Here is a 23,338-nt window from a genome sequence, read left to right as displayed (position 1 = left end):
GATGACGTTAGAAGACAAAAAAGATCAAATGGCTGGGAAGGCTAAAGAAAAAGAAGGCCAAATGACTGGTGATAAAGCAAGAGAAGCACAAGGTAAGGGCGAAAAATTAGCCGCAAAAGCCAAAGAAAAGCTGAAACAGGCTAAAGATTCTGCTAAGGACAGTTTTGAAGATGCAAAAGATGAGTTGAAGAAAAAATAAAGTTAAATATGCAATAAAGGGAGCCCATTAATTGGCTCCCTTTATTATTCTGTATCAATTGACAGAAACAATAAAACCCCCGTGTCATTTAAAAAAGGGGAAATGACATGAGGGATTTAATGCTAGTACTTTATATTATAGAAAATTGTAATTTTATTAATCGCCTAGTTCTTTATAGTCAAAGTAATCAAACGTTGCTGGCTGTTCATAGCCGGCGTAATCTGCAGCAGCTAATCCAACGAATGCCCCGGTGAAGAAACCACCATAGTTTTGCAATACATAATCATCTGACAAGATAGCGGCATCTAACTTAACGTCAATTTCTTGCCAATTTTGACCATCGAAGGAATATTCGTAAGTATAGTATGACTTACGAACCTTAGTTTTGAACCAAACATAGTCGGTTCCTTCAGGAATCTTAATTGCATCATCTTTCAAGAATGATGTGTAGTTGTTGTTATCATTTTGAGCAACTTCGATTACTGAGCCTTTCTCTTCGTCCCATGTGATAAAAATCCATGACCAATGCTTATCGTTATAGAAGTTAGTTAGACCAGCCATCTGTTGGTAAGTGAATGGATCAAATTTGACCTTAGTTTCAGCGTCAAAGTTAAATGCTTGCCAGCGCTGCGCAATAAACGAAACATCGAAAGTACTTGCTAACGTGTTACGACCAATCAACTTAAGCTGTCCATCGCCAAATGAACCTGTTTTATCAGTGAATGGTACTCGTAATGTGTTCCAATCAATATCTAGTTTTGGCTGATCAAATTCATCGTGGCGCGAATGGTTGGCAGGAGCTTTAGTTTCGATGGCATCTTTTGGTGCCTCTACTTCAACTTGACCACCATGACCGCCAACTACACGTGGCCATCCTTGATCGTCCCATTCAACCTTTTGAATGGATGTCTCGCGACCTAATGTGCTCCAACCACGAGGATCATGTGATGATTCATTTTTATGGTTCCAAGGGCGAGACACTAGTGAGGCATAGTACCATTCACCACCTGGAGTATCAACTAAGGCACCGTGACCTTGTTTTTGAAGATAAAAGTCTGGTGTATCAAAGTTAGTGATGAACGGGCCATCTGGTTCTGACTCAAATGATAATTTATCGAGTGAGTTAGAGCGGGCAACGACTTCTTCATGGGTGAAGACAGTCCCACCTTGGGCAGCGAAAAGATAGTACTGGCCTTTAATTTTATATATATGTGGTCCTTCAACCAATTTAACGTCGGTACCATTGTAAATATTGCGAGCCGTTTCAGGCTTTAATTTCATTGTTGCAGTATCGAATTCAGTCAAAGTAATCCCGTTAAATGGGTGGCGATATTCACGGTGATCCCAAGTTTGTTGAACAAGGTATTTGCGTCCATTGTCATCGTGGAACAATGAGGCATCAAATCCAACACCATTAACCTTAATTGGATCCGACCACGGTCCACGAATGTCAGTAGCAGTTGTAAGGTAATTAGTCATGTCCTTAAAGGCGCCTTCAGTAATTTTAACATCCGTGTAAATTAACCAGAATTTACCGTCAGCATATGATAAATCAGGGGCCCAAATACCACCAGACGACGGATTGCCTTTCATATCAAGTAACGTTGTTGTTGACAGTGGGGATGGTAGTAAATTCCAATGAACTAAATCTTTAGATTCGTGTAAACGGACGCCCGGAAACCATTCAAAAGTTGAATTGGCAATGTAGTAGGTATCCCCAACTCGAATCATACTTGGGTCAGCGTTAAAACCAGTTAAAACAGGATTCTGAATTTTCATTGTATATATCCTTTCTTTGTATAAAATTGTTAGAAGAAATAATGCAAGACATCATTTCCAGTGTCTACCTGTAAAATACATTGTATTTTATAGTTCTCCTTCAGCTTTACGATCGTCAATTTCTTTATTAATCTTAACCACATCTTTGTCACTTAATGGGTAACGACTCATAATCCAAATAGCGACTAATGCTAAAATAATTGGCAGCCATACCATTGACCAAGTTATTCCGGATAGAGCACTGATGCTTTGGTGTGCTTTTGAACCATCAAATTTAAAGAAAGCATTGATGTAGCCTGGGATAATTCCACCAAGAGCTAATCCAATCTTAAAGAAGAGTCCCATGATAGAGTTGATAATTCCGGCAACTCGTTTCTTTGATTTCCACTCTCCGAAAGATACTACTTCTGGTACTAATGCCCACATGTAACCGGTAGCTGCGGTAATTCCCCATTGTTGTAAGAAACGACCAATATAGCCAAGTGCTGTACTATCTTTAAATGCTGGTAATGACCAAGCATAAAGAATTAATGTACCAATGATAAAGAGCGTTAGGAAAATGTAAAAGAATTGTTTTTTACCAATTCTTTTACGAACAATTGGCCAGAGAAATACTAAGAAAATACCAGGAATAGAACCAATTAGGTTAATTGAAGCCATCCATTCAGGATGACCAACATTGTATTGCATGTAAAATGGCCATACAGTGTTTCCAAAGAACATGAAAGTAAATCCAATTAGGAAAAACATACCTAATACCTGTAGCGGTTTGTTTCGTTTGATTTCACCGAATAAATCACTGTATTTAACCTTGTCAGTTTCTGCTTTAGTTGGTAAGACCCGTTCTTTGATACCAAAGAATGTTGCCATCAGTAGCAAGAAACCTATAATCATGTAGATTGACATAACTAGGAAGTAAGCTCCACCTGCATGCGGTGAAGTGTAATCTCCAAGGTTCATGTGAATGCCGAAAAATCCGATATCTTTAGAGGTTTTATCGGGAGAAGCCATTTGAACAAACAATGGTAAAAATGTATAAACCATCAAGTTACCAATATTTGCTTCAGTCATACGGACAGTCGTTAACGTTGAAACTTCATCGTTATCTCGAGTTAGTGATGCGTTTAAAGCACCATAAGGAATATTAACGAATGAATAAATCATAGCAGTTGCTAGGTATGCAATGAATGCATATGGAATGCTTCCGCGAACAGATTCAATTGGGAAAAACAACATTGCACAGAAGAAAGTAAGTGGAACGCCAAAGTACATTAGGTAAGGACGATATTTACCTAACTTAGGATTATGACGATCGACGAAAGCTCCAACCCATGGATCCCAGAAAACATTAACCCAGCGGACGATTAAGAAAATGGTGGCTCCGGCTGCAGCAGAAATACCATAGACTGTAGTTAAGTAGAATAGAAGCATGGAACCAACAGTTCCGAAAATTAAATTTTGGGCCAGGTCACCAGCACCATAGCTGATACGTTCCCACCAAGAGAGCTTTGCGAATTCATCTTTTTTTGCAGTTACTTTAGGATTAGATGCCATTAAAGGTATCTCCTTTCTAATAATAAATCGATAAATAAATGCGACTTAACATTGTGATTCAGTTAACAATAATTACCCGAATACTTACTTAAAGTAAAACCAGAATTTCTTAGCCAGCTAAGCATAATTAAATTGTATCCGGTTACATCGATTTCGTCTATGCAAGTTTTTAACGTCTTTTTGTCAAATTGTGAACTAAAATTGACAAGAATAATGCTCATCTATTCGCTAAAACTAGATGAGCATTGAGGTTATTATTTTATTTTAGAGTATATTTGTCCTATTCAAAATAACCACTTTTATTGATAGCGGTTACTTTTCGTTTGTGCAAAATTTGTTGTTGATATTTGCTAGGAGTTAGTCCAGACCATTTTTTAAATTGCTTACTAAAATTAGAAAGACTATTGGAGCCAGTCATGTAAGAGACCTCTTCAATCGAATATTCTGGACTGCCTAATAATAACTTAGCTTTGCGATATTTCTGTTCCTCGATAAAGTGAAGTGGTGTAATCCCGTAGACCTTTTTAAAAACACGGTGGCCATAGCCACTACTGATATTGAGTGAGTTGCATATTTCACTAATATTTAAGAGGTGATCAGGATTATCTTTGACACCATTTTCAATGATTGTGGCAATCGAACGAGCAACCTTAGCCTCTCGCTCTGAGTATTTTAGGTTGGTTTGCAAGTTTAGACGTGTAAAATTACGGGTTAAGAAAAATAGGAAGTCTAATAAAATAATTTGAACTTTAAGATTTCGTTCCTCGACGTTTAATTTTTTATCAGCACTGCAGTTAACCATTGCGTGAGCAGTTTTTACAGCCTGCTTTGCCAGTGCATCTTGGGATTGTATTTTAGTATTTGCGATACTGCTGATAATCTCTGATTTGAGTTCTAAACTTTCAATATTGAAATGAAAACAAATATAGGTCATTGATTTTGTGCTACTGGCATTAGAATTAATGTGTAAAGTACCTGGCGAAATAATCAGAGCATCACCAGGGCCATAAATAACTGGGTTCTGATCACTGATTTGAGTTGATTGATGGCCATCAATGACGCACATCAATTCGAATGCCTGATGTTTTTGCTCGAAAAAGCTCCAGCCACCGGCTACAGTGCGCATATGGCCACCAAACAAACGTAAACTAGATTCAACTGATGGTAATGGAACAAATTTTGTCATGTCAATCCCCCCTTATCAAAAATAGTGACAGATAATAATAAAATCTTGTTTGAGCTAGTTCATATGCTATACAAACTGTATTCTAGTTTGTATTTATAATTTCGTCTATGTAAAATTATAATCTTGTTTTGTCAAATAATGAACTAAATTTTAGCTGTGATTGGTACCTTAAATAATACACTTAATTCAACAAATTAAGAAGCAGTTATATTGTGAAACAAATCGTTATCGATTTTAGGATTAAGTAGTATCAAATTAGGCAAAAAAAGTAATAGGATGTTATAGTAATTCTATTAGTGGAGGAATTTGATTAATGAAAAAATATCGATTACAAGCAATCGTGATGGTATTAGTTGCTTTTATGCTTGGGTGTAATGAATTTATTGTAGTTGGAATTTTATCCGATATTGCAAAACAATTTGATGTTTCGATTGCCACAGTTGGTTATTTAGTAACAATTTTTGCAACGGTGTATGCAGTTAGTACCCCGGTCATTACCATATATACTAGCCGATTCAGTCGTTACAAGACTTTATTAGGGTTAATGTTGGTATTTTTGATTGGTAATACCTTCAGTGGCTTTGCGTCCAATTATGTCATGTTGATGACTTCAAGAATTATTACGGCCATGGTTGCAGGTGCAATCATTTCATTAATTATGACGTTTGCAAGTACGATTGCTCCACGTCAAAAACGAGCTGGACTAGTGTCTTGGATTTTTGCAGGTTTTAGTATTGCCTCAGTTTTTGGTGTCCCACTTGGAACGGCAATTAGTACAAGTATTGGTTGGCGCTACACATTTTGGTCCATTTCTGTTATTAGTATCATGACGTTTTTTTTGCTGGTCTGGCTCTTGCCAAAACATGTTGAACAAGTTCAGGGTTCAATAGGAAAACAGCTGACGTTACTATCTGATTCACGAATTTATTTAGGGATTGTATTGGTGTTGTTTACAGCTGCTACAATGTATTCTTACTATACGTATATCCGACCGTTATTAACAACTGCAATGGGCTTTAGTACACAAAGTTTAAATTGGCTACTTTTTTTGATTGGAATTATGAGCATTATTAGTAATCGTCTATCTGGGACATTGGCAGAAAATAATGGTTTGCAAAAGATGCCTTATTTTTATATTGCAGATATTGTTCTGCTGATCCTTTTGCCAGTTAGTTTAAATATGAAGGTAACTGGACTGATTGTAATATTAATACTAACTTTAATCGTCACAATTTTAAATTCGCCAATTCAAATTCATTTTCTAACCGTGGCAGAAAATGATTACCCTCAATCGTTGGTTTTAGCATCATCGCTCAATTCAATTTTCTTTAACTTTGGCATTTCCTTGGGATCTGCAACAGCATCTATATTAGTTGGGTTAATTGGGTTAGCACACATTGGCTTTGGTGCGGCAGTTTATGCTGCAATCTCTCTTGTTTTATCAATGCTACTGTATGCTTCAATTAGGAAACATCAACAAACTGAAACACAAAATTAATTAGTTTATATTTGATTATATTTAAGGCTACTTCAAGAATTTATACTTCCTGAAGTGGCCTTTTTTTCATTGTTGTCAAAATATAAATTAGCGTATAGGTTAAAAGTAGAAAAAGTTAAGCCTATTGATGTTATGAATAACGGCCTGTTTTTAATATATTTATAATTGATTGGTTTTTAAAATTAGTTTTAAGTGCGATAATTGACTTAAAATTTAACTACAAGGAGATAGCGATGACAGTAAAATTTGATTTATCATTTGTACAGGGACTGACCGTTTCGGAAAAAGCTGAACTGGTGAGCGGTAAGAACTTTTGGTTTACTGCTAAAAATGAAGACAAAGATATTCCCGGAATGATGATGACTGATGGGCCCTCGGGATTGCGTAAGCAAGCAGACAGTGCCGATGCTTTAGGGTTGAATAAAAGTGTCGAAGCAATTTGTTTCCCAAGCTCTGCACTCACTGCAAGTTCATTTAATACGAAAATGTTATTTGAGTTGGGCGAAAACTTAGGAATCGCCGCTCGCACTGAAAATGTTGATATAGTGCTAGGACCAGGGGTGAACATTAAACGGTCACCATTGGCGGGCCGTAATTTTGAATACTTTTCCGAAGATCCATTTTTAGTTGGTGAATTAGGAAGTGCTTATGTTGAGGGCGTTCAATCGAAAGGCGTTGGCGTGAGCGTTAAACACTTTGCGGCTAATAATCGTGAAAATCAACGGTTTACGTCAACTTCGAATGTTGATGAGCGTACTTTACGAGAGATCTACCTGACAGCATTTGAAACAATAGTAAGAAAAGCCCATCCTGCAACCTTGATGTGCTCATATAATGCAATTAATGGTGTTTTGAATTCACAAAATTATCGTCTTTTAACTGAAATTTTACGTAATGAGTGGGGCTTCCAAGGAGCTGTTATGTCCGATTGGGGTGCCGTGGCTGATAATATTGCAGCACTAAAAGCGGGATTAGATCTAGAAATGCCAGGAACTGGAACGGACTCAAGTGAAAAAATTATTGCGGCGATTAAAGACGGTAGTTTAGAAGAAACACAATTAGATACCGCTGTTTTACGAGTGCTACAATTAGTCGAAAAATATCATATTAATGCCACTAAGGTAGCTAAATATGATAAAGATGACCAACATGAGTTTGCTAGAAAGGCAGCCGAAAGTAGCATTGTGTTACTACAAAATAATGATGCTATTTTACCAATCAAATCAAGTGAACGCATTGCTGTGATTGGTGAACTAGCGCAAAAACCTAGGTACCAAGGCGGGGGGAGTTCACACGTTAATGCATATAAAGTAGTGTCCCCATTGGATGCAGTTAAACATAGCAATCTAAATTACCAATTTACTACTGGGTACCAATTGGACACAGAAAACGGTGATGAAGAACTAGAAAAGCAGGCACTTGAGTCAGCTAAAGCTAGTGACAAAGTGGTGTTCTTTGCCGGAGTGCCTGAACAAATGGAATCTGAAGGATTCGATAAGCAGACGATGGATTTGCCGGCTAATCAAACTAATTTAATCAATCAGTTGAGTCAGGCTAATTCGAATCTAATTGTTGTGCTACAAAATGGTTCAGCAGTCACGATGCCATGGAAGGACAATGTAAAAGTAATTGTTGAAACTTACTTAGCTGGTGAGGCAGTCGGTGAGGCTACTTGGAATATTTTAACCGGTGTGGTCAACCCATCTGGTAAATTGGCAGAAACATTTCCACAACGAATTCAAGATACGCCTGCATATGGCACATTCAATGCTAGTGTTCGAGAAGAGAATTATCATGAAGGAATATTTGTCGGTTATCGTTATTACGATTTGAAACAACAAGCTGTTAATTTTCCTTTTGGTCACGGTCTGAGTTATACGACGTTTAAGTATGATAATTTGCGTGTTGATCCAGATTCTAATAAAATTAAGGTTAGCTTTGAGATTACTAATACAGGGGATGTAGCTGGAGATGAAGTGTCACAGCTGTACGTCCAAAACTCAGTTAGCAGCATTGAATTACCAGTTCGTGAATTGAAAGGATTTAAGAAAGTACACCTTAATCCTGGTGAAAAACAGACGGTGCAACTATTGTTAGATCGACGTAGTTTTGCTTGGTACGATGTTGAAAGTAGCACATGGCGAGTAGACAATGGTGAATATGAAATTAATGTTGGTAGTTCATCGCGTGACCTTCGCCTACAACAAACTATTAATGTTAACTTGGGTTCCGAAGCGAAGCCATTAATCAGTGGTAATACTTATCTTAGTGAAGTGGTTCAACGAGATGATTTGAAAGATGCATTAATTAAGTCAGGACTTAAGCAGATTATTGATGGTGTGACCGAATCAGATGAAAATAGAGAGTTGCTGGAAAACATTCCTTTGCGTTCAATGGTCATGTTAGGAATCTCAGCCGAACAGATGAGTAATTTTATTGAGTTAGCTAATCAAAAATAAAACGGATTTAATAAAGACATTATTTGAGCGTAAATAGTGTCTTTTTTTTAATCGGTAGAGTTATAATGATGGCGTAAATTTAGCTTAACTAGTTAAGACGATCCTAGTGATAACGGGTGTTACAGGCTGGGGATGAGCAGGATATGATGAAAGATAATCACAATATAAAACTGATCACAGTAGTAGGGCTATTTTCATTTTTAACAAGTTTATCGGGAGCAAGTGTAAATTTGGCGCTACCACAGATAAGCTCCGCTTTTAATGTTGCAAATAGTACCTCAACTTGGGTGCTTCAAACAGGTTTAATCACAACGGCTGTTTTTTTAGTCTTTTTTGGTCACTTAGGCGATCTAATTTCGAAAAATTTGGTTTTTATTTATGGTGGTATTTTGTTCGTCGCAGGTTCCGGTGTTAACGGGATTGCAGCGAGCTTTTCAATGTTAATTATTGGTCGGTTTATTCAGGCAATAGGGGCAGCAATGGTAATGGCTAACACGATGGGGATTATTACTGAGGCTTTTCCTGATCAACAACGTGCTGAGGCGTTAGCTGTTAACTCAATGTTTATTTCAGTTGGAGCGATTTCGGGTCCGGCACTAGGTGGTTTCATCATGGCCATTTTTTCATGGCGCTGGATTTTTTTAATTAATATTCCAGTGGGCATAATAGTTTTAACCTTGGGATTTAAAGTTCTTCCTAAACCAAAGAAGAGCGTTAAAAGTATCGTTCAAACTACCCGAAGTGTTAATTGGCCTGGACAATTTCTGTTTACGCTTGGCATGGTTATTTTATTTCTAAGTGCATCATTTTTTCAAGGGCAACATATTCGTCCAGGCTTGGGGATAATATTTTTACTAAGTGGGATAGCCCTGACAACATATTCGTTCATTCAAGATGATCGAGCAAAAAATCCTTGGATCTCGCCAATGTTGTTGCATAACGCTACTTATATGTTATCGATCACAACATTATTTTTGGCGATGATGATTAACGTATTTTCTAATGTCCTCTTGCCTTTTTATTTGCAAAATTTTTTGGGATTGGATGCGTTTGTTAGTGGTTTATTAATGGGAATTCAATCGTTAATTATGCTAATAATTGCTCCGATTGTGGGCTACCTAGCTGATAAATTTAATCGAATGCATATTGTTTTAATTGGCTTAATAGTTTTATTGGTATCTCAAGTTGGTTATATGTTGTTTCAGGCCCAGTTAAATTTAGTAATCATAATTGGAGTTATTTTCTTAAATGGAGTTGGCATGGGATTGTTTATTTCACCTAACAACGCTTTAACAATGGGGGTGATCGAAAGTAAATATGATGGCGTTGGCGGTTCGCTCAGTTCATTTGCTCGAACGCTGGGGATGTCCCTTGGAGTTAGTTTTGCCTCTACGATGCTGTTTTTACAGCTTCCTGGAGTGCGGGTAATTACAGCCAGTTTAGGAGATCATTTTTTAGTAGCATTTCACCGTGTATTTATGGGTGCAGCGATACTGAGTTTGGTGGCAATTTTGCTAGTAGTTTATCGAATAATTAAAGCTAACCAAAAAGTAGCCTAGTGTGGGCTAGTAGATAAATTTATTTAGGAGGAATTAATAATGTTAGACGTTAAAAATTCACTTGAACGATTAAATTGGAACACGGAACATCATTATGAACATATTGCTGCCAAACATGATTTCATTCGTGCCTGGGCAATCCAATTTGAACTTGGTTATACTGATTTTCGGGTTATCCAAATGGCGTTACAGTTAGCAGATGAACATGAGTTACTAACTCGGTTCACTACGACTTACGATAAAGTCTATGATTATGAATATGAGTTTGCTACTCAGGGACTAAATGGATTTCTTGATAAATTCGGAGACCAGATAGACGACTATCGGCACCAAAAAGATCAGCTGTTAGCGCTTATTAAGGAAGTTCAAGGACTACAGTGATAACGTTCTGGTTTTATATCATAAAAAAACAATAGGATGAAACAAAAACCTTTGCGTTTTTGCTTCATCCTATTGTTTTCTTTACTGTATATTTATATTAATTCTGATCCAGATTTCAATTTAGCAGCATATTTTGTTTCCTGTGAAACAACACGAGCACGCTCTTTTTTGTTGTACCAAGGGGAAACGGTAAATGCCAATACGTCATTAATGAGGTAGATAGAACTGTTAATGAACATTGCTAATGTAGCTGAACCCTGACGGAATGAAATGAACCAAAGTACCATTTGTGCTAGTCCAGAAGCAACCCACCAGAAATACTGGTTATTGAAACGCAAGAAACAAATAACTCCAGCAGAGAGGCTAATTGAGAAGCTGATTGCATCAATCCATGGTCGTGGATCGTCAGTTAAGGTTTTGATTAAATAGCCAGAAATACCATACACAATGAGGGTTGAAATAATGGCAATGGTCCAACTGTTCGCCGTGAACTTACGAATTTTAGCAGCCATGTTAACGTTCCAGTTGGCACTGATTAATACTGGAATATCAAGTGTAACCATGTAAGCTAGTTGTTCACCAATGCTTAAGTAGTTTTTAGCGGCGTAACCAGTGATGATAAAACAAATTGCTGATAAAATTCCAAGCCAGCCGTTAACGGATTTGGCAGCGTTGATGGCTAACACACACAAAACCCCTAATGTGGTTCCGATAAAGGTTAAAATGGTTAATGGCGTGATGGGTGTACCTACCAAAGTCATCACTTGGCAGCCTAAACTAAAGAAAAAAAGGTAATAATTTTGTTGTGGCCAATCTTTCAATTGGTGTGATAAAAATTTAACGTAATTACTCATTGTGTGTTCCCCTCTCAAATAAATATTAGCCACAATATATAGTGGCTAATATGTAATTCTATGAAAAATTAACACAACATGTTGTGTATCTTTTGTTCGCGACGTGTTTTAGTATAGCACTAATTTTTACCAATGAATTGGTGAAACTAAAATTAATTCAATGTAATCAATTGATTAATTATGTGAATTACTAATTTATCAGTTTTGAAACCGATTTATAGTGAATTAAAAAATATTTTGTTGCAGACAAAAGACAACTTTTAATTATTTTGGATAAATTAGGTTATTGCGACCATGGATCGATAGAACTGTAGTAGCAAGATTTTAGACGGATTATCACGTAATAAATCATGACAAATTATTCAGAAAAACATCCAGTTCCGCTTGGAATTGCTCAGGATCTTCGTACTTTATGGATGCTGTTGATAATTGTCAATGGTATATTAGTTGATAATAAAACAGTAACTATTAAGGAGATTTATGATGGCAGAGAGCTTTCAATTTCAAGCAAATAAAATGGCGGAACTAGTAAATAATTATGATGTGATCATTGTTGGCTCGGGGGCAACCGGTTTAACGAGTGCTGTTCAAGCTGCAGAGCTTGGACTAAAGCCAGTGATTCTAGAAAAAATGGCTAAAATTGGTGGTAACAGTACACGGGCATCTTCGGGGATGAACGCAGCCGAAACAATACCCCAACTGCAACATCATATTGTGGACAGCATGGATGAGTTTTATTCAGATACATTTATTGGTGGCGGACAGCAAAATGATCCCCAATTATTACGATATTTTACCGACCACAGTGCTTTAGCTGTTGAGTGGCTGGCACATCATGATATTAATCTCGATGATGTTACCATTACAGGCGGAATGCATACTAAACGTACCCATCGACCAAGCTCAATGAAGCCAATTGGTGGTTTTTTGGTGACTCAATTGTTGAAACAAATTGCAAAGAAGAAAATTCCTTTGTTTACGGATGTCCAAGTAACTAAATTGCTAAGAGATGAAACTGGCCAAATAACAGGTGTTCAGGCACAAACTGAAGGGCATGAAATCAAGATTACTAGTGGGGCTGTTATTTTAGCAACTGGAGGATTTGGTGCCAACGCGCAGTTGATTTCAGAGTATCAACCAGAACTAAAAAAATATCCGACAACCAATCAAGCGGGAGCGACTGGTGACGGAATTAAATTAGGAATCTCAGCTGGTGCACAAGCAATTGCGATGGACCAGATTCAGGTTCATCCAACGGTTGCACAGGTCAATAATCATGCATATCTGATTGGAGAGGCGGTGCGCGGTGAAGGGGCAATTCTAGTTAACCAAGCGGGACAACGGTTCGTTGATGAACTTAACACCCGCAAGCAAGTAACGGCAGCTATTGAAAAGTTGCACGAAAATGGAGCATACCTAATATTTAATCAGGCTGTTCGTGAACGAGTACAAGCAATTGAATTTTATGCCAGTATTGGATTAGTTCAAACGGGAGATGATCTAAATCAGCTAGCTACTGGAATACAAATTGATCCAGACACTTTAAACCACACTATTACGGAATGGAACGGAGCAGTTAAAAATCATTCAGATCATCAATTTCAGCGAACGACGGGGATGGAACGTGATCTCAGCCAGGGCCCATACTATGCGATTCATATTGCACCAGCTGTGCATTATACAATGGGTGGATTAAAAATTAACTCGCAAACACAGGTGATTGATAAACAGGATCGAGTAATTGATGGTTTATTTGCAGCAGGTGAAGTAGCGGGTGGACTGCATGGTAATAATCGTATTGGCGGCAATTCGATTGCAGAAACAGTTATTTTTGGTTGCCAGGCCGGGCAACAGGTTTTTCGTTATTTACAAAAAAGATAAATTAATGTAGATCGTGGAGCCTGTCGGTCAAACTTAGCAGGCGATGGTTGAAGATCAGTCCTAATAAAATTAGTAGTACTCCAGTTGCAATAAGAATATATTTGATGGCAATTTGATCAGATAATGGGCCATAAAATAGCATGGCAATGGGGTAAATACCTGTTGAAAGAATCTGCAAAATGGAAAAAACGCGCCCCATCTTGTCAGCGGGAATATTTTCTTGAATCAGGATGTTGGATGAAGCCTGAATAATCGGCATGCAGATGCCGGAGAAAAACATAAATAGTAGGTATACCCAAAATGGTTCAGGGAGTCCCATTACTGCAAAACTGATCCCGGACCCAATGAACCCAGCGGTGATTAATTTGATTTTGTTTGGTAACTGTTTGTGGGTTGTGATATATAAACTGCCAAGCAGCGCGCCGATTGTCCAAAGAAGTTCGTTTAAGGTTAGGCGCCAGACCCCAGAACCAAAGGTCCGCTTCACAAACAGAGTGGATAGTTGCGATGATGGTGCAACGAGGATAAATGCTCCCATGGTGAATAGCATAAAGTTACGTAGATATTGATGAGTAAAAGTGTATTTAATGCCATCCCAAATACCAGGTAAAACAGCACTGGGGGAAGTGATTTCACGCTTTTCTTTTTGAATTCGAACTAATGCCATTAAAATAATTCCCGTTGTTGCTGTAAATAAGTCCACTACGAAAATAAAAATAATGCCAAGTCGTCCTAAAATGAGTCCACTTAGAATTGGTGAAATTAATAGTAAAGCCGAACTGATGAATTGATTTAACCCATTGATTCTCGATAATTCTATTTTGGGAGTGATCTCAGGTAATAGTGCGTTTCCAGCTGGTGTTTGCACGCCGGACCCTAATGAACGAATGGCTGCAATTAATAGTAGTAACCATAAGCTGCGAACTTCGAAAAAGTATAACAGCGCAGTCCCAAATGTAAAGATGGTTACAAATGAGCTGGAGAAGATAATCAATTTTTTGCGGCTATATTGATCGGCCCAAATGCCAGCCCATAACGAAATCAGAATTTGTGGAAGGGTAGTAGCCATAGTTGCCAGCATAATCCAGGTGCCAGATGATGTTTGCAAGGCGATGTACCACAAAATCGCAAAGTAAACTGAAGAAGAGCCGAATAAAAAGAAGTTTTGGGCGGCTAGAAAATAGCCAATATTTTTTTGCCAGTAGTGCGGTGTGGTTTCCAATCGATGTAACCTCCATTTAGGTATATTTTAAATTTCAATTTTGATAATTTTCACTTGATATTCAGCGTCAGGGGCACTCACGGTAGCAATTGTATTGATCTGCTGATTGATAATGGGCCTTACCTAACGGTGAGTCAAAGGCCAATTTGTGACTAGCTAAATTAGCCTCTTGCTTTCCAACTAGTCGATAGATCACTTGGGAATGATCATCAAGAAATTCAATAGTTACTAGTTTGCCTAAGTCAACAATTGAGTTTTTGCTTGGGGTAACAACTTGTGCGTATTGAAGTTGTTTATTCAAGAATCGCAATCGACTTTCTAGCCGGCGAAGATCGCGTTTAGCGGAACTGTACTCTGCATTTTCGGATAAATCACCAAGGGCACGGGCTTCTTGTAATGCTTTGATTTTGTTTGGTCGGTCTAATTTTAATTGTTCAATTTCTGTTTCGATTTCATGATATCCCGCTGGTGTCATTTTATTAAAATATGGCTGCATATAAAAACCCCTTCTAGCTTTATCAATTAGCATTATAAAGCAAATTTAAGTTTTGAAAAGGAATTCTGAACAGCGGATAAATGTTACCGGTAACATTTATTCTGTTTTTTATTTTTGCTTAATTTAAATGTTATAAGTGAAAACGCGATCAAACAAATAAGTAATGTAAAGCCAAATTCAAAAATAAAAATAAAGTCTAATCTAAATTTAATAAAAAACCGATTGACAAAAATATTATATGCACTAAAATGAAACCGTTAACAAAAAACTTATTAAATTTTCGAGGCGCGTCGTTTATTTTTCAATTTTGTTTTTGTTATTTAAATAATTTATTCACAATTGGTTTATTTTTTATTTACCTTTAAATGTTACCGTGTGCATTTAACGCATAAAAGGGAGTGACGAAATGAGTGACAATCAAACTACGGAGCATCATCGTGAACCATCCTTACCTCAAAAAATAACAGATATCAATTATAGTAAACAAATTCCGGTTAGTCAGAAGATTGCTTATGGTTTTGGTGATTTTGGTAATGGGTTTATGTTCGATTTAGGGCAAGCCTATCTGACCAAGTTCTGGACGGATGCAGCCGGAATTGGAGCTGGTGTTGTTGCAGGGATCTTTGCTTTTACGAAGATTTTTGATGCTTTCATGGATCCAATTGCTGGATCGATTATTGATAATCGTAAAAATATTGGACCACAAGGCAAGTTTAGACCGACGATGATGATTTCAGCGGTAATTCTCGGTATTATGACCGTAGTAACATTCACGATGCCAATGGGATTATCGCCGGTGGGCAAAATCATCTTCGCTTACGCTGCATACATGATTTGGGGACTGGTGTACTCGTTTACTAATGATCCATATGGATCACTTGCTTCGGTTATGTCTCGTAATCCGCAAGATCGTAGTTTCATGGCAACGTCAAGGCAAATTGGGTCCGTTGCAGCACAATTTATTGCCGGAGTTGCATTCATTCCTTTGATGGAAATGCTAGGTGGCGGCATGGGTAGTGGCAACGAACGCCATGGATACTTCTGGGCGGCTACAATTTTTGCAGTACTTGGAGTAGTAATGTTCTTGATTTGCTTCTTAGGAACAAAGGAGAACGTTAAGGTTCACCGTGATAATGCTGCTAAGCCTGAAGGATTTAAGGATTACTTCAAGATTGTCTTTACCAATGGACCGTTATTTGCAATCATTTTGATGACATTATTCACTATTTCAGCGATGAATACGAATAACACGATGATGGTTTACTTTGCGCAATATAATTTAGGTAATATTAATTATCAACCACTGGTCAATTCTATTATGATGGGTGTTTCAATTGTTGGGATTTTCTCAATTCCAATGCTTACAAAATGGTTTGGAAAGAAAAAAGTTACTGTTGTTTGTTTGATAATTAGTGGAGTTGCTAATCTACTTAACTTTGTTCTACCAACTAATCCGATTACGTTCATTATTTTAATTACAATCGGATACACTGCATTATGTATTCCAAACGGAATCACTTGGGCATATGTTTCTGACGTCATTGACTACGGTGAATGGCACACAGGAATGCGTAAAGAAGCAATTACCTATGCAGCATTTAACTTTTCACGTAAATTGGCGCAATCATTAGCAGCAATCGTTAGTGCTGGAATCCTTGCTATCACTGGATATATCGCTAACGGTCACCAGTCTGCAAGTACTTTGCTTGGGATTAAAGGAGCAATGACACTTTATCCGGGGGCATGTATGATTATTGCCGCAATCGTTATCGGATTCTTGTACAAATTGAATGATGAAAAGTTTAAGAAGGTTGCTACCGATCTGGATAATGGTAAATGGGAAAAAGGTAATATCGGAGACAAAGATAATAAATAGTTGTTGTTTAAAAATTTGGAGGTAATAGAAAATGGATACAAAAAAATTAGTAGCTGATGTTCAAGAAATTTTAGCCGCAAATGGTGATTTTTCAAATTTAAGTGATAAAGAAGTTTATGCACCATCAATTCAAGTAGAACGTAAAAATGTCTACTTTATCCTTCACGAAAATGGTGAAAAATATTTAGTTGCTTGTGAAAGTGGTAATACAATCGGTGAATTTGATGCGATTGCTACTGAAGATGCAGGTAATGGAAAAGCACTAGTTGTTGCAGAACTAACCCAAGCAAACAATGAAGCACTTAGCTATCGTTTCCCATGGGTTAAGCCTATCTCGCGACATGGTTACAAATATACTTTCGGTTTGGGAGACCGTTTAGGCTCAGCTTCTAATGCGCATCTACGTTTATTCAAGGGACGCGGAATCTTCCCTATCTTGGCACAACAATCAATTCGTGAATTGTTATTAACTGACCGGACTGAATTAGATGTAGTTCAATCAGCATCATGGGCTGTCTTTGAAGAAGGTTATACCGATGGATGGGGTGCTGATGGCGACCACGTTAAGGAACCTTACGAAGTTGAATATGCGGTTGAAAGTGGCTGCACAATGATCACATTGGATGCTACTAAAAAGATTCATAACGAAATTGCCGATTTGTCCGATGAAGAATTGGATGCTAAGTACAATGCATTGGATCCTGAATTTGTTACTCGTTTCAATAATGACTATCTTGATAAAACATTTAAAATTGGTGAAAATGCAGAAGTTCATTTTGATAAAAAAGATGTCGAACAATCAGTTCTAATCTACTTTGATGCTGTTGAATATGCGACATACATTTACCATCGTTTTGTTGTTCCAAATAATTTGGACTTTGAAATTTCAATGGATGAAACAATTGTGCCAACCACACCAGCTAACCATTATTTCTTTGCTAATGAATTGAAGAATAATAACATTACTCCAGAAACATTAGCACCTAAATTCTATGGTGAGTTCCAAAAGGCGATTGATTACATTGGTGACTTGGGTCGTTTCGAACGTGAGTATGTGGTTCATGAAGCTATTGCTGAGAAATTTGGATATCGTTTGAGTATTCATTCTGGGTCAGACAAACTATCTGTTTACCCAATTATTGGTCGACTTTCAAAGAAAAACGGCTGGCACGTTAAAACAGCTGGTACAAACTGGCTGGAAGCTCTTAGAGTTGTTGCCAAAGAAGATCCTAAATTAATGCAAGAGATTTACAAGTATTCATTTGATAACTTGGATGATGTTAAACCATTCTACGTCTTCCACGCTGACCAAACTAATTCGCCAAAGCCTTCAGAAATCAATGATAGCAATGTGATGTCATTATTGACAGATGATAACCCTCGTCAAATTTTGCACACAATGTATGGGAATGTTTTGAACTATCAAGAAAGCTTTAAGTATGTATATCGTGACCGTTTCTTTGACCTTTTGAAGAAACACCAAGACGAATACGATGATTTCTTGAATCGTCATATCGCTGAACACATTGATTTGTTACAGGGCAAAGCTGCTACTAAAGAAGAAGTTCAGAGTAAATATGAGCCTAAAAATTAGTTAGCTAAAAGTTGATAGGAGGTATAGTTTTATGGCGTTACTTGATGACGATTTTTTGTTAAAAAATGAAATGGGTAAAAAATTATTTAATGATCACGCAAAAAAAATGCCAATTATTGATTTTCATTGTCATTTAAACCCAGAAGAAATTTACGAGAACAAAAATTATCCAAATATTACACGAATTTGGATCAATGAAGATCATTATGGTGATCATTACAAATGGCGTTTAATGCGCGCAAATGGTGTTCCAGAGGAATTAATCACTGGTGACGGCGATGAGTATGAAAAGTTCTTGGCTTGGGCTGGTACGATTGAAAAATCAGCTGGTAATCCTTTATATGAGTGGACTCACTTGGAATTACGACGTTTCTTTGGCATTAATGAAACCTTTAACCGCAAAACGGCTCCTGCTATTTGGGAGAAGGCTAATAAATTGCTACAAACAGATGCGTTTAAGCCTCGTAATTTGATTAAGAATTCAAATGTTAAGGCTGTTTGTACGACAGACGATCCAGCATCTGACTTGAAGTATCATAAGTTATTGAAAAAAGAAGAACGTGAAAGTGGCTTTAGAACATTGCCAGCAATGCGTCCTGATAAATTAATTCAGTTGGATAAACCGGGTTATGGCGAATATCTACAAACATTAAGTAAAGTTTCAGGTGTAAGCATTACTGACTTTAGTAGCATGATTAAAGCAGTTCATCAGCGCTTTGAATATTTCAACGAGATGGGTGGGCGACTATCAGATCACTCCTTGTTAACGTATCATTTTGTGGAAGCTTCGGAAACAGAATTAAACGCAATTATGCAAAAAGCGATTAAAGATGAATCGCTGACATCTGTTGAGATCGATAAGTACTTAACCGGGCTACTGGAAAATCTAATGAAGTTTAACAAAGAATTTGATTGGACCATGCAGTTTCACGTTAATTCAGTCCGTGATTTGAACAAACCAATGTATCAACAATTAGGTGCGGATACTGGCTATGATGCGGTTGGAACACAACCAGATATTGCATTACATTTACAAAAGTTGTACACCAAAATGCGTGACACAAATGATGTCCCTAAATCTATCTTTTACTCATTAAACCCTAATGACTGGATGGAGTTAGCAACGATGATGGGCGCCTTCCCAGAAGGTGGCGTTCAACGAATGCAGCTTGGTGCTGGTTGGTGGTTTAATGACACTGCAGAAGGAATGCACGAACAATTACGGATTTTCGCACAAGAAAGTCTTTTACCAAACTTTGTTGGTATGCTGACGGACTCACGGAGTTTCTTGTCTTACCCCCGACATGAATACTTCCGTCGCGTATTGTGCAACTTTTATGGTGAACTGGCACAAGCTGGTCGTGTACCAGATGATGAAGAGTATCTAGGTAAAATTGTAGAGGATATTTCTTACAATAATGCCTATAACTTCTTTGGCTTTTTTAATGACGCCACTCCTGAAAAATTATTTAATTAACAAAAATTAATACATTTTATGATTGCAAAAAAGACATGTTACCATACCCCAGGTGATACGTCTTTTTTGTGTAAAAAGGGTAGTTAACCTTTTAAAAGCTTAACTATTCAACTATAATCAAGTAATAAATGCAGCAAAAGGAGTCGAAAAATCATAGAGTCAACAAATAAAGATGCGACAATTCGAACGATCGCTAAATTGGCTGGTGTTTCGCACACAACTGTATCACGGGCGTTAAATGATAGTGCTGCAGTCAAAGATGAAACAAAACAAAAAATTAAAGCAATTGCGGATAAATTAGGCTATGTCCCCAATCTAAATGCTAAGGGATTGGCTAATCAGCACTCTTATTTGATTGGAGTGTTCTTTTCTAATTTGGAAATTGGAACTTCAGCTAGTTTTTTGGCTGAAGTTATTGATGAGATTAACAAGAACATTCCACCTGAGTATTCTGTTTCGATCAACAGCATTAAGGACAAGGATACTATTCAAGTATTACAAAAATTTGATGGTGTTTTAATTGTTAGCCAATCTGCTAACGATGACTATTTTATTGACCAGATGGTTCGACGAAAACTGCCTCTTGTTGTTTTAAATCGTAAGATTGAGCGAACAGATGTCGTCAACTTAGCGGCTGATGAGTATATTGGCGCTAAAAATATTACAGAGTATGCAATTCGGTTAGGACACACTAAATTTGGTTTCATCAAGGGATTATCCGGATTTGCTTCGACTGACCAACGGCAAAATGGGTTTTATGATGCGTTAAGTCAGCATCAACTGGGTATTGATCGTGATTTTGTCAAAGAGGGAGATTACCTGCCGAAAAGTGGATACGCGGCAATGCGCGAAATATTAGCAGGCAGTACACGTCCAACTTGTGTTTTTTGTGCCAATGATGATATGACGATCGGTGCAATTCGGGCCTGCTCGGATCTAGGATATCGAGTCCCAGAAGATATTTCTATTTTTGGTTATGATGACATGCGATATTCCAAATACCTAATTCCAGCATTGACCACGGTGCATAAACCAACCGGAGTAATTGCACAACGAGGGATCAAATTATTGACGCAGATGTTGGCTAATGATACTGAAGTTAAGCCAATTCAAGATGTTATTGAGCCAACTCCGATTGTGCGTAATTCAGTACAAGATCTACGGTAAAATATTAGCTATCACAAAAGTCTCGGGAGGAAAATTGTGGAAAGTAAATTATACGGCAGTGTTTTAATTAAAGCTGCCCAGATTCTCGATGTACTTGGGGATGGAAAAAGTAAAACGATTCATGAAATTTCAGCAAAAACAGATATAAACCCACCAACGGTATCTAAGATACTGACAACGTTAATGTATATTGGGTATGTGTCAAAAGCTAATGAAAATAAAGAATACTTTTTGGGTACAAAATTTATTCAGTTCAGCAAAGTCCGGACAGATACTACCACTTTGATTGAAATAACAGAACCTTTTTTACAAATGTTGCAAGACAAAATTGATGAAACGGTGCATTTTGCTGTGCCACGTGAAAACGAAGTAGTTTATGTTAATAAGATTGAACCTAAAAATCAAAATATTTACATGACGTCAAAAATTGGTCTGACCAGGCCACTGTATAGTTCAGGAATTGGAAAAGCTGTTTTGAGTACTTATGATGATGCTAAAGTAACAGATTATGCTAATAGCACTGACCTTAAACCATTTACAGACCATACAATTACTGACCCACAGCAACTGTTGGCAGAAATTCATAAGATTCGAAAACAGGGTTATTCAATTGATGATGAAGAACAAGAAAAAGATATGTATTGCGTTGCAACGTATATTAAACAAGGAAATATAACTGTTGCCGCATTAAGTGTGAGTTTACCCAAATTTAGAGTTACTACCACATATAAAAATAAAATTATCAATGAGATATTAGACATTAAACAAAAGATTGAAGCAGAAATTGATTAAAATTTGAATACAAAAAGGCAGTCCAAATTTTTGGACTGCCTTTTTTGATCTGTTGAAATGGGTCAGAATTAGTATTTAACTAATAAATCAATTCCATGTTGTATTTCAGCATTCGTTGCGGGATATTCTAATGCAACAGGCACATTTGTCGGTAAATATTTCAAAGTGCTTTGCCAGTTGATGATGCCTTTGTCTAATGCGACAACTGAGGTTTTACCATTTTCTTGGGTAACGTTTTTAACGTGAATATAACGGACATATTTGTTGATAGCATTGGCGACACTTTGTTCGTTTTCGTCAACAAAACGCCAATTACCCAAATCAAAAACGAATTTAATATCTAAATTCTTTTCCTGAGCAGCTTCTAGGAAATTGATAATATTTTTACTTGAACCATTTTGCTCAGTTTGGTCATTTTCAACGTTTAGTTGGATACCAGAGCTTAACACTTCTGATAATCCAGCTAAGATAGCGTCGTTAAAACCGGTGAAATTACCGATGTTCATTTTTACAGCACTAACGCCCATAGTTTTAGCCTCTTCAAAATATGAAGATAATTCAGGATTGAGATCACCGGTGTCGGTAAATATTTTTTCAGGAACACTGTAGAAAACTGTTAATCCCAATTTGGCATTATTTTCTTTAACGGCAGTAGTTTCTGCTGTAATATCTTTAAAGTATTCTCGGCGAACTTCGATCGTTTTAATACCAAAGTCAGCGACCTTTTGGAGCATGTCAGGTTGAGCCAATCCGTTGTTGTGTTCTGCATCGAATACGAGTGTATTTAAAACAATTTTATTGCTGTCCATAGTTAACCTCCAAATAGTTGATATAAAATCAGATAAAGATTAACCGTTTACATTTCATAAGTCAAGAAACCATAGTGTGGAGAAAAGGGGTTAACTTCTGATCATTAGCATAACTTACCCAATGATTCATGGGTCTGAAATCGTTGTGTAAGTTGGGCTAAGCGCGAGAAGTTGCTTTTCGAAACACGTTTTATCAAATCTAACGCCAAATCAAACAAAAAACACGACAGCATATAGCCTAGTCGTGTTTTTAATATTAAAAATTGTAATTTCAAAAAATTATTTTTGATTTGGTCCAAAAGTGTTCTTTTGTGAAATTAATTCTAAGAATTTACCCATTGAAAGATTTTGCAAATCTTCGTCTGAATGATTTAAGAAGTTACTAGCTTCAGATTGGTTAAATTGCTCAATTAAGACGTATGCAGATAAATAAGCAAATAGCTGGTCTTTTGAGGCTGCCTGCATGTCGGCCTTGGAAACATTGGGTTTAGCTACGGAATCCATAAAGTGATATGCAAATTTTTCAGGATCAATACGAATAGTTTCTGAGCTCAT

General features: G+C 37.2%; 18 protein-coding genes and 1 pseudogene. 11 read left to right on the top strand and 8 right to left on the bottom strand.

Features of this window, described 5'->3' with window-relative positions; translation table 11 throughout:
• Position 1 precedes the first annotated feature (1 nt).
• Complete coding sequence (locus tag FFM51_RS00245; RefSeq protein ID WP_137596657.1) at positions 2 to 199, top strand: CsbD family protein; 198 nt, start codon at positions 2 to 4, stop codon at positions 197 to 199.
• 156 nt (positions 200 to 355) lie between these two features.
• Here the strand turns inward: FFM51_RS00245 and FFM51_RS00240 are convergent, their stop codons facing one another.
• From FFM51_RS00240 to FFM51_RS00230, 3 genes are all read right to left on the bottom strand, one after another.
• The gene (locus tag FFM51_RS00240) at positions 356 to 1,978 is read right to left on the bottom strand and encodes a glycoside hydrolase family 43 protein (RefSeq protein WP_137596656.1); all 1,623 of its coding nucleotides are present in this window, start codon (positions 1,976 to 1,978) and stop codon (positions 356 to 358) included.
• Positions 1,979 to 2,065: 87 nt separating this feature from the next.
• The gene (locus FFM51_RS00235) at positions 2,066 to 3,532 is read right to left on the bottom strand and encodes an MFS transporter (RefSeq protein WP_137596655.1); all 1,467 of its coding nucleotides are present in this window, start codon (positions 3,530 to 3,532) and stop codon (positions 2,066 to 2,068) included.
• Between the two features lie 280 nt (positions 3,533 to 3,812).
• Complete coding sequence (locus FFM51_RS00230) at positions 3,813 to 4,718, bottom strand: AraC family transcriptional regulator (RefSeq protein WP_137596654.1); 906 nt, start codon at positions 4,716 to 4,718, stop codon at positions 3,813 to 3,815.
• 313 nt (positions 4,719 to 5,031) lie between these two features.
• Between FFM51_RS00230 and FFM51_RS00225 the strand changes: the two genes are divergently transcribed.
• The 4 genes from FFM51_RS00225 to FFM51_RS00210 all read left to right on the top strand — a co-directional run bounded on the left by FFM51_RS00225 (position 5,032) and on the right by FFM51_RS00210 (position 10,615).
• Entirely contained in the window at positions 5,032 to 6,216 is a 1,185-nt protein-coding gene (locus FFM51_RS00225) for an MFS transporter (RefSeq protein WP_137596653.1), read from the top strand.
• A 233-nt stretch (positions 6,217 to 6,449) separates the two neighbouring features.
• Positions 6,450 to 8,675 (top strand): glycoside hydrolase family 3 C-terminal domain-containing protein, encoded by a 2,226-nt coding sequence (locus tag FFM51_RS00220; RefSeq protein ID WP_137596652.1) that lies wholly within the window; start codon positions 6,450 to 6,452, stop codon positions 8,673 to 8,675.
• A 143-nt stretch (positions 8,676 to 8,818) separates the two neighbouring features.
• Positions 8,819 to 10,234 carry an MFS transporter gene (locus tag FFM51_RS00215; RefSeq protein WP_137596651.1) on the top strand — a complete coding sequence of 472 codons (1,416 nt, stop codon included), beginning with the start codon at positions 8,819 to 8,821 and terminating at the stop codon, positions 10,232 to 10,234.
• A 39-nt stretch (positions 10,235 to 10,273) separates the two neighbouring features.
• A complete protein-coding gene (locus FFM51_RS00210) occupies positions 10,274 to 10,615 on the top strand; it encodes a hypothetical protein (RefSeq protein ID WP_137596650.1) in 342 nt (113 codons plus the stop codon).
• A 92-nt stretch (positions 10,616 to 10,707) separates the two neighbouring features.
• On the opposite strand, the gene pnuC is transcribed toward FFM51_RS00210, so the two are convergent.
• Entirely contained in the window at positions 10,708 to 11,469 is a 762-nt protein-coding gene (pnuC, locus tag FFM51_RS00205; RefSeq protein WP_137596649.1) for a nicotinamide riboside transporter PnuC, read from the bottom strand.
• Positions 11,470 to 11,952: 483 nt separating this feature from the next.
• Here pnuC and FFM51_RS00200 point away from each other — a divergent pair, with 483 nt between their 5' ends.
• Positions 11,953 to 13,350 carry a flavocytochrome c gene (locus tag FFM51_RS00200; RefSeq protein WP_137596648.1) on the top strand — a complete coding sequence of 466 codons (1,398 nt, stop codon included), beginning with the start codon at positions 11,953 to 11,955 and terminating at the stop codon, positions 13,348 to 13,350.
• 1 nt (position 13,351) lies between these two features.
• Here the strand turns inward: FFM51_RS00200 and FFM51_RS00195 are convergent, their stop codons facing one another.
• The gene (locus tag FFM51_RS00195; RefSeq protein WP_137596647.1) at positions 13,352 to 14,572 is read right to left on the bottom strand and encodes an MFS transporter; all 1,221 of its coding nucleotides are present in this window, start codon (positions 14,570 to 14,572) and stop codon (positions 13,352 to 13,354) included.
• A gap of 27 nt (positions 14,573 to 14,599) precedes the next feature.
• A pseudogene (gene greA / locus FFM51_RS00190) lies at positions 14,600 to 15,068 on the bottom strand (transcription elongation factor GreA).
• A gap of 406 nt (positions 15,069 to 15,474) precedes the next feature.
• On the opposite strand from greA, the gene FFM51_RS00185 reads away from it, so the two are divergent.
• From FFM51_RS00185 to FFM51_RS00165, 5 genes are all read left to right on the top strand, one after another.
• Entirely contained in the window at positions 15,475 to 16,944 is a 1,470-nt protein-coding gene (locus FFM51_RS00185) for a glycoside-pentoside-hexuronide (GPH):cation symporter (protein WP_137596646.1), read from the top strand.
• Positions 16,945 to 16,975: 31 nt separating this feature from the next.
• On the top strand, positions 16,976 to 18,538 hold the full coding sequence (locus FFM51_RS00180) for a tagaturonate epimerase family protein (RefSeq protein WP_137596645.1): 1,563 nt from the start codon (positions 16,976 to 16,978) through the stop codon (positions 18,536 to 18,538).
• Positions 18,539 to 18,569: 31 nt separating this feature from the next.
• Positions 18,570 to 20,015 (top strand): glucuronate isomerase, encoded by a 1,446-nt coding sequence (gene uxaC, locus FFM51_RS00175; protein WP_137596644.1) that lies wholly within the window; start codon positions 18,570 to 18,572, stop codon positions 20,013 to 20,015.
• A 150-nt stretch (positions 20,016 to 20,165) separates the two neighbouring features.
• The gene (locus FFM51_RS00170) at positions 20,166 to 21,182 is read left to right on the top strand and encodes a LacI family DNA-binding transcriptional regulator (RefSeq protein ID WP_307722375.1); all 1,017 of its coding nucleotides are present in this window, start codon (positions 20,166 to 20,168) and stop codon (positions 21,180 to 21,182) included.
• A 36-nt stretch (positions 21,183 to 21,218) separates the two neighbouring features.
• Positions 21,219 to 21,974: an IclR family transcriptional regulator gene (locus FFM51_RS00165; RefSeq protein ID WP_137596642.1), complete on the top strand. Its 756-nt coding sequence runs from the start codon at positions 21,219 to 21,221 to the stop codon at positions 21,972 to 21,974.
• Between the two features lie 68 nt (positions 21,975 to 22,042).
• On the opposite strand, the gene FFM51_RS00160 is transcribed toward FFM51_RS00165, so the two are convergent.
• Positions 22,043 to 22,783, bottom strand: a complete 741-nt coding sequence (locus tag FFM51_RS00160) for a sugar phosphate isomerase/epimerase family protein (RefSeq protein ID WP_137596641.1) — start codon at positions 22,781 to 22,783, stop codon at positions 22,043 to 22,045.
• 279 nt (positions 22,784 to 23,062) lie between these two features.
• A complete protein-coding gene (locus FFM51_RS00155; protein ID WP_137596640.1) occupies positions 23,063 to 23,338 on the bottom strand; it encodes a hypothetical protein in 276 nt (91 codons plus the stop codon).

This window comes from Paucilactobacillus kaifaensis (assembly GCF_005405145.1).
GTDB lineage: Bacteria > Bacillota > Bacilli > Lactobacillales > Lactobacillaceae > Paucilactobacillus > Paucilactobacillus kaifaensis.
This window is presented reverse-complemented; position numbering and strand designations above follow the sequence as displayed.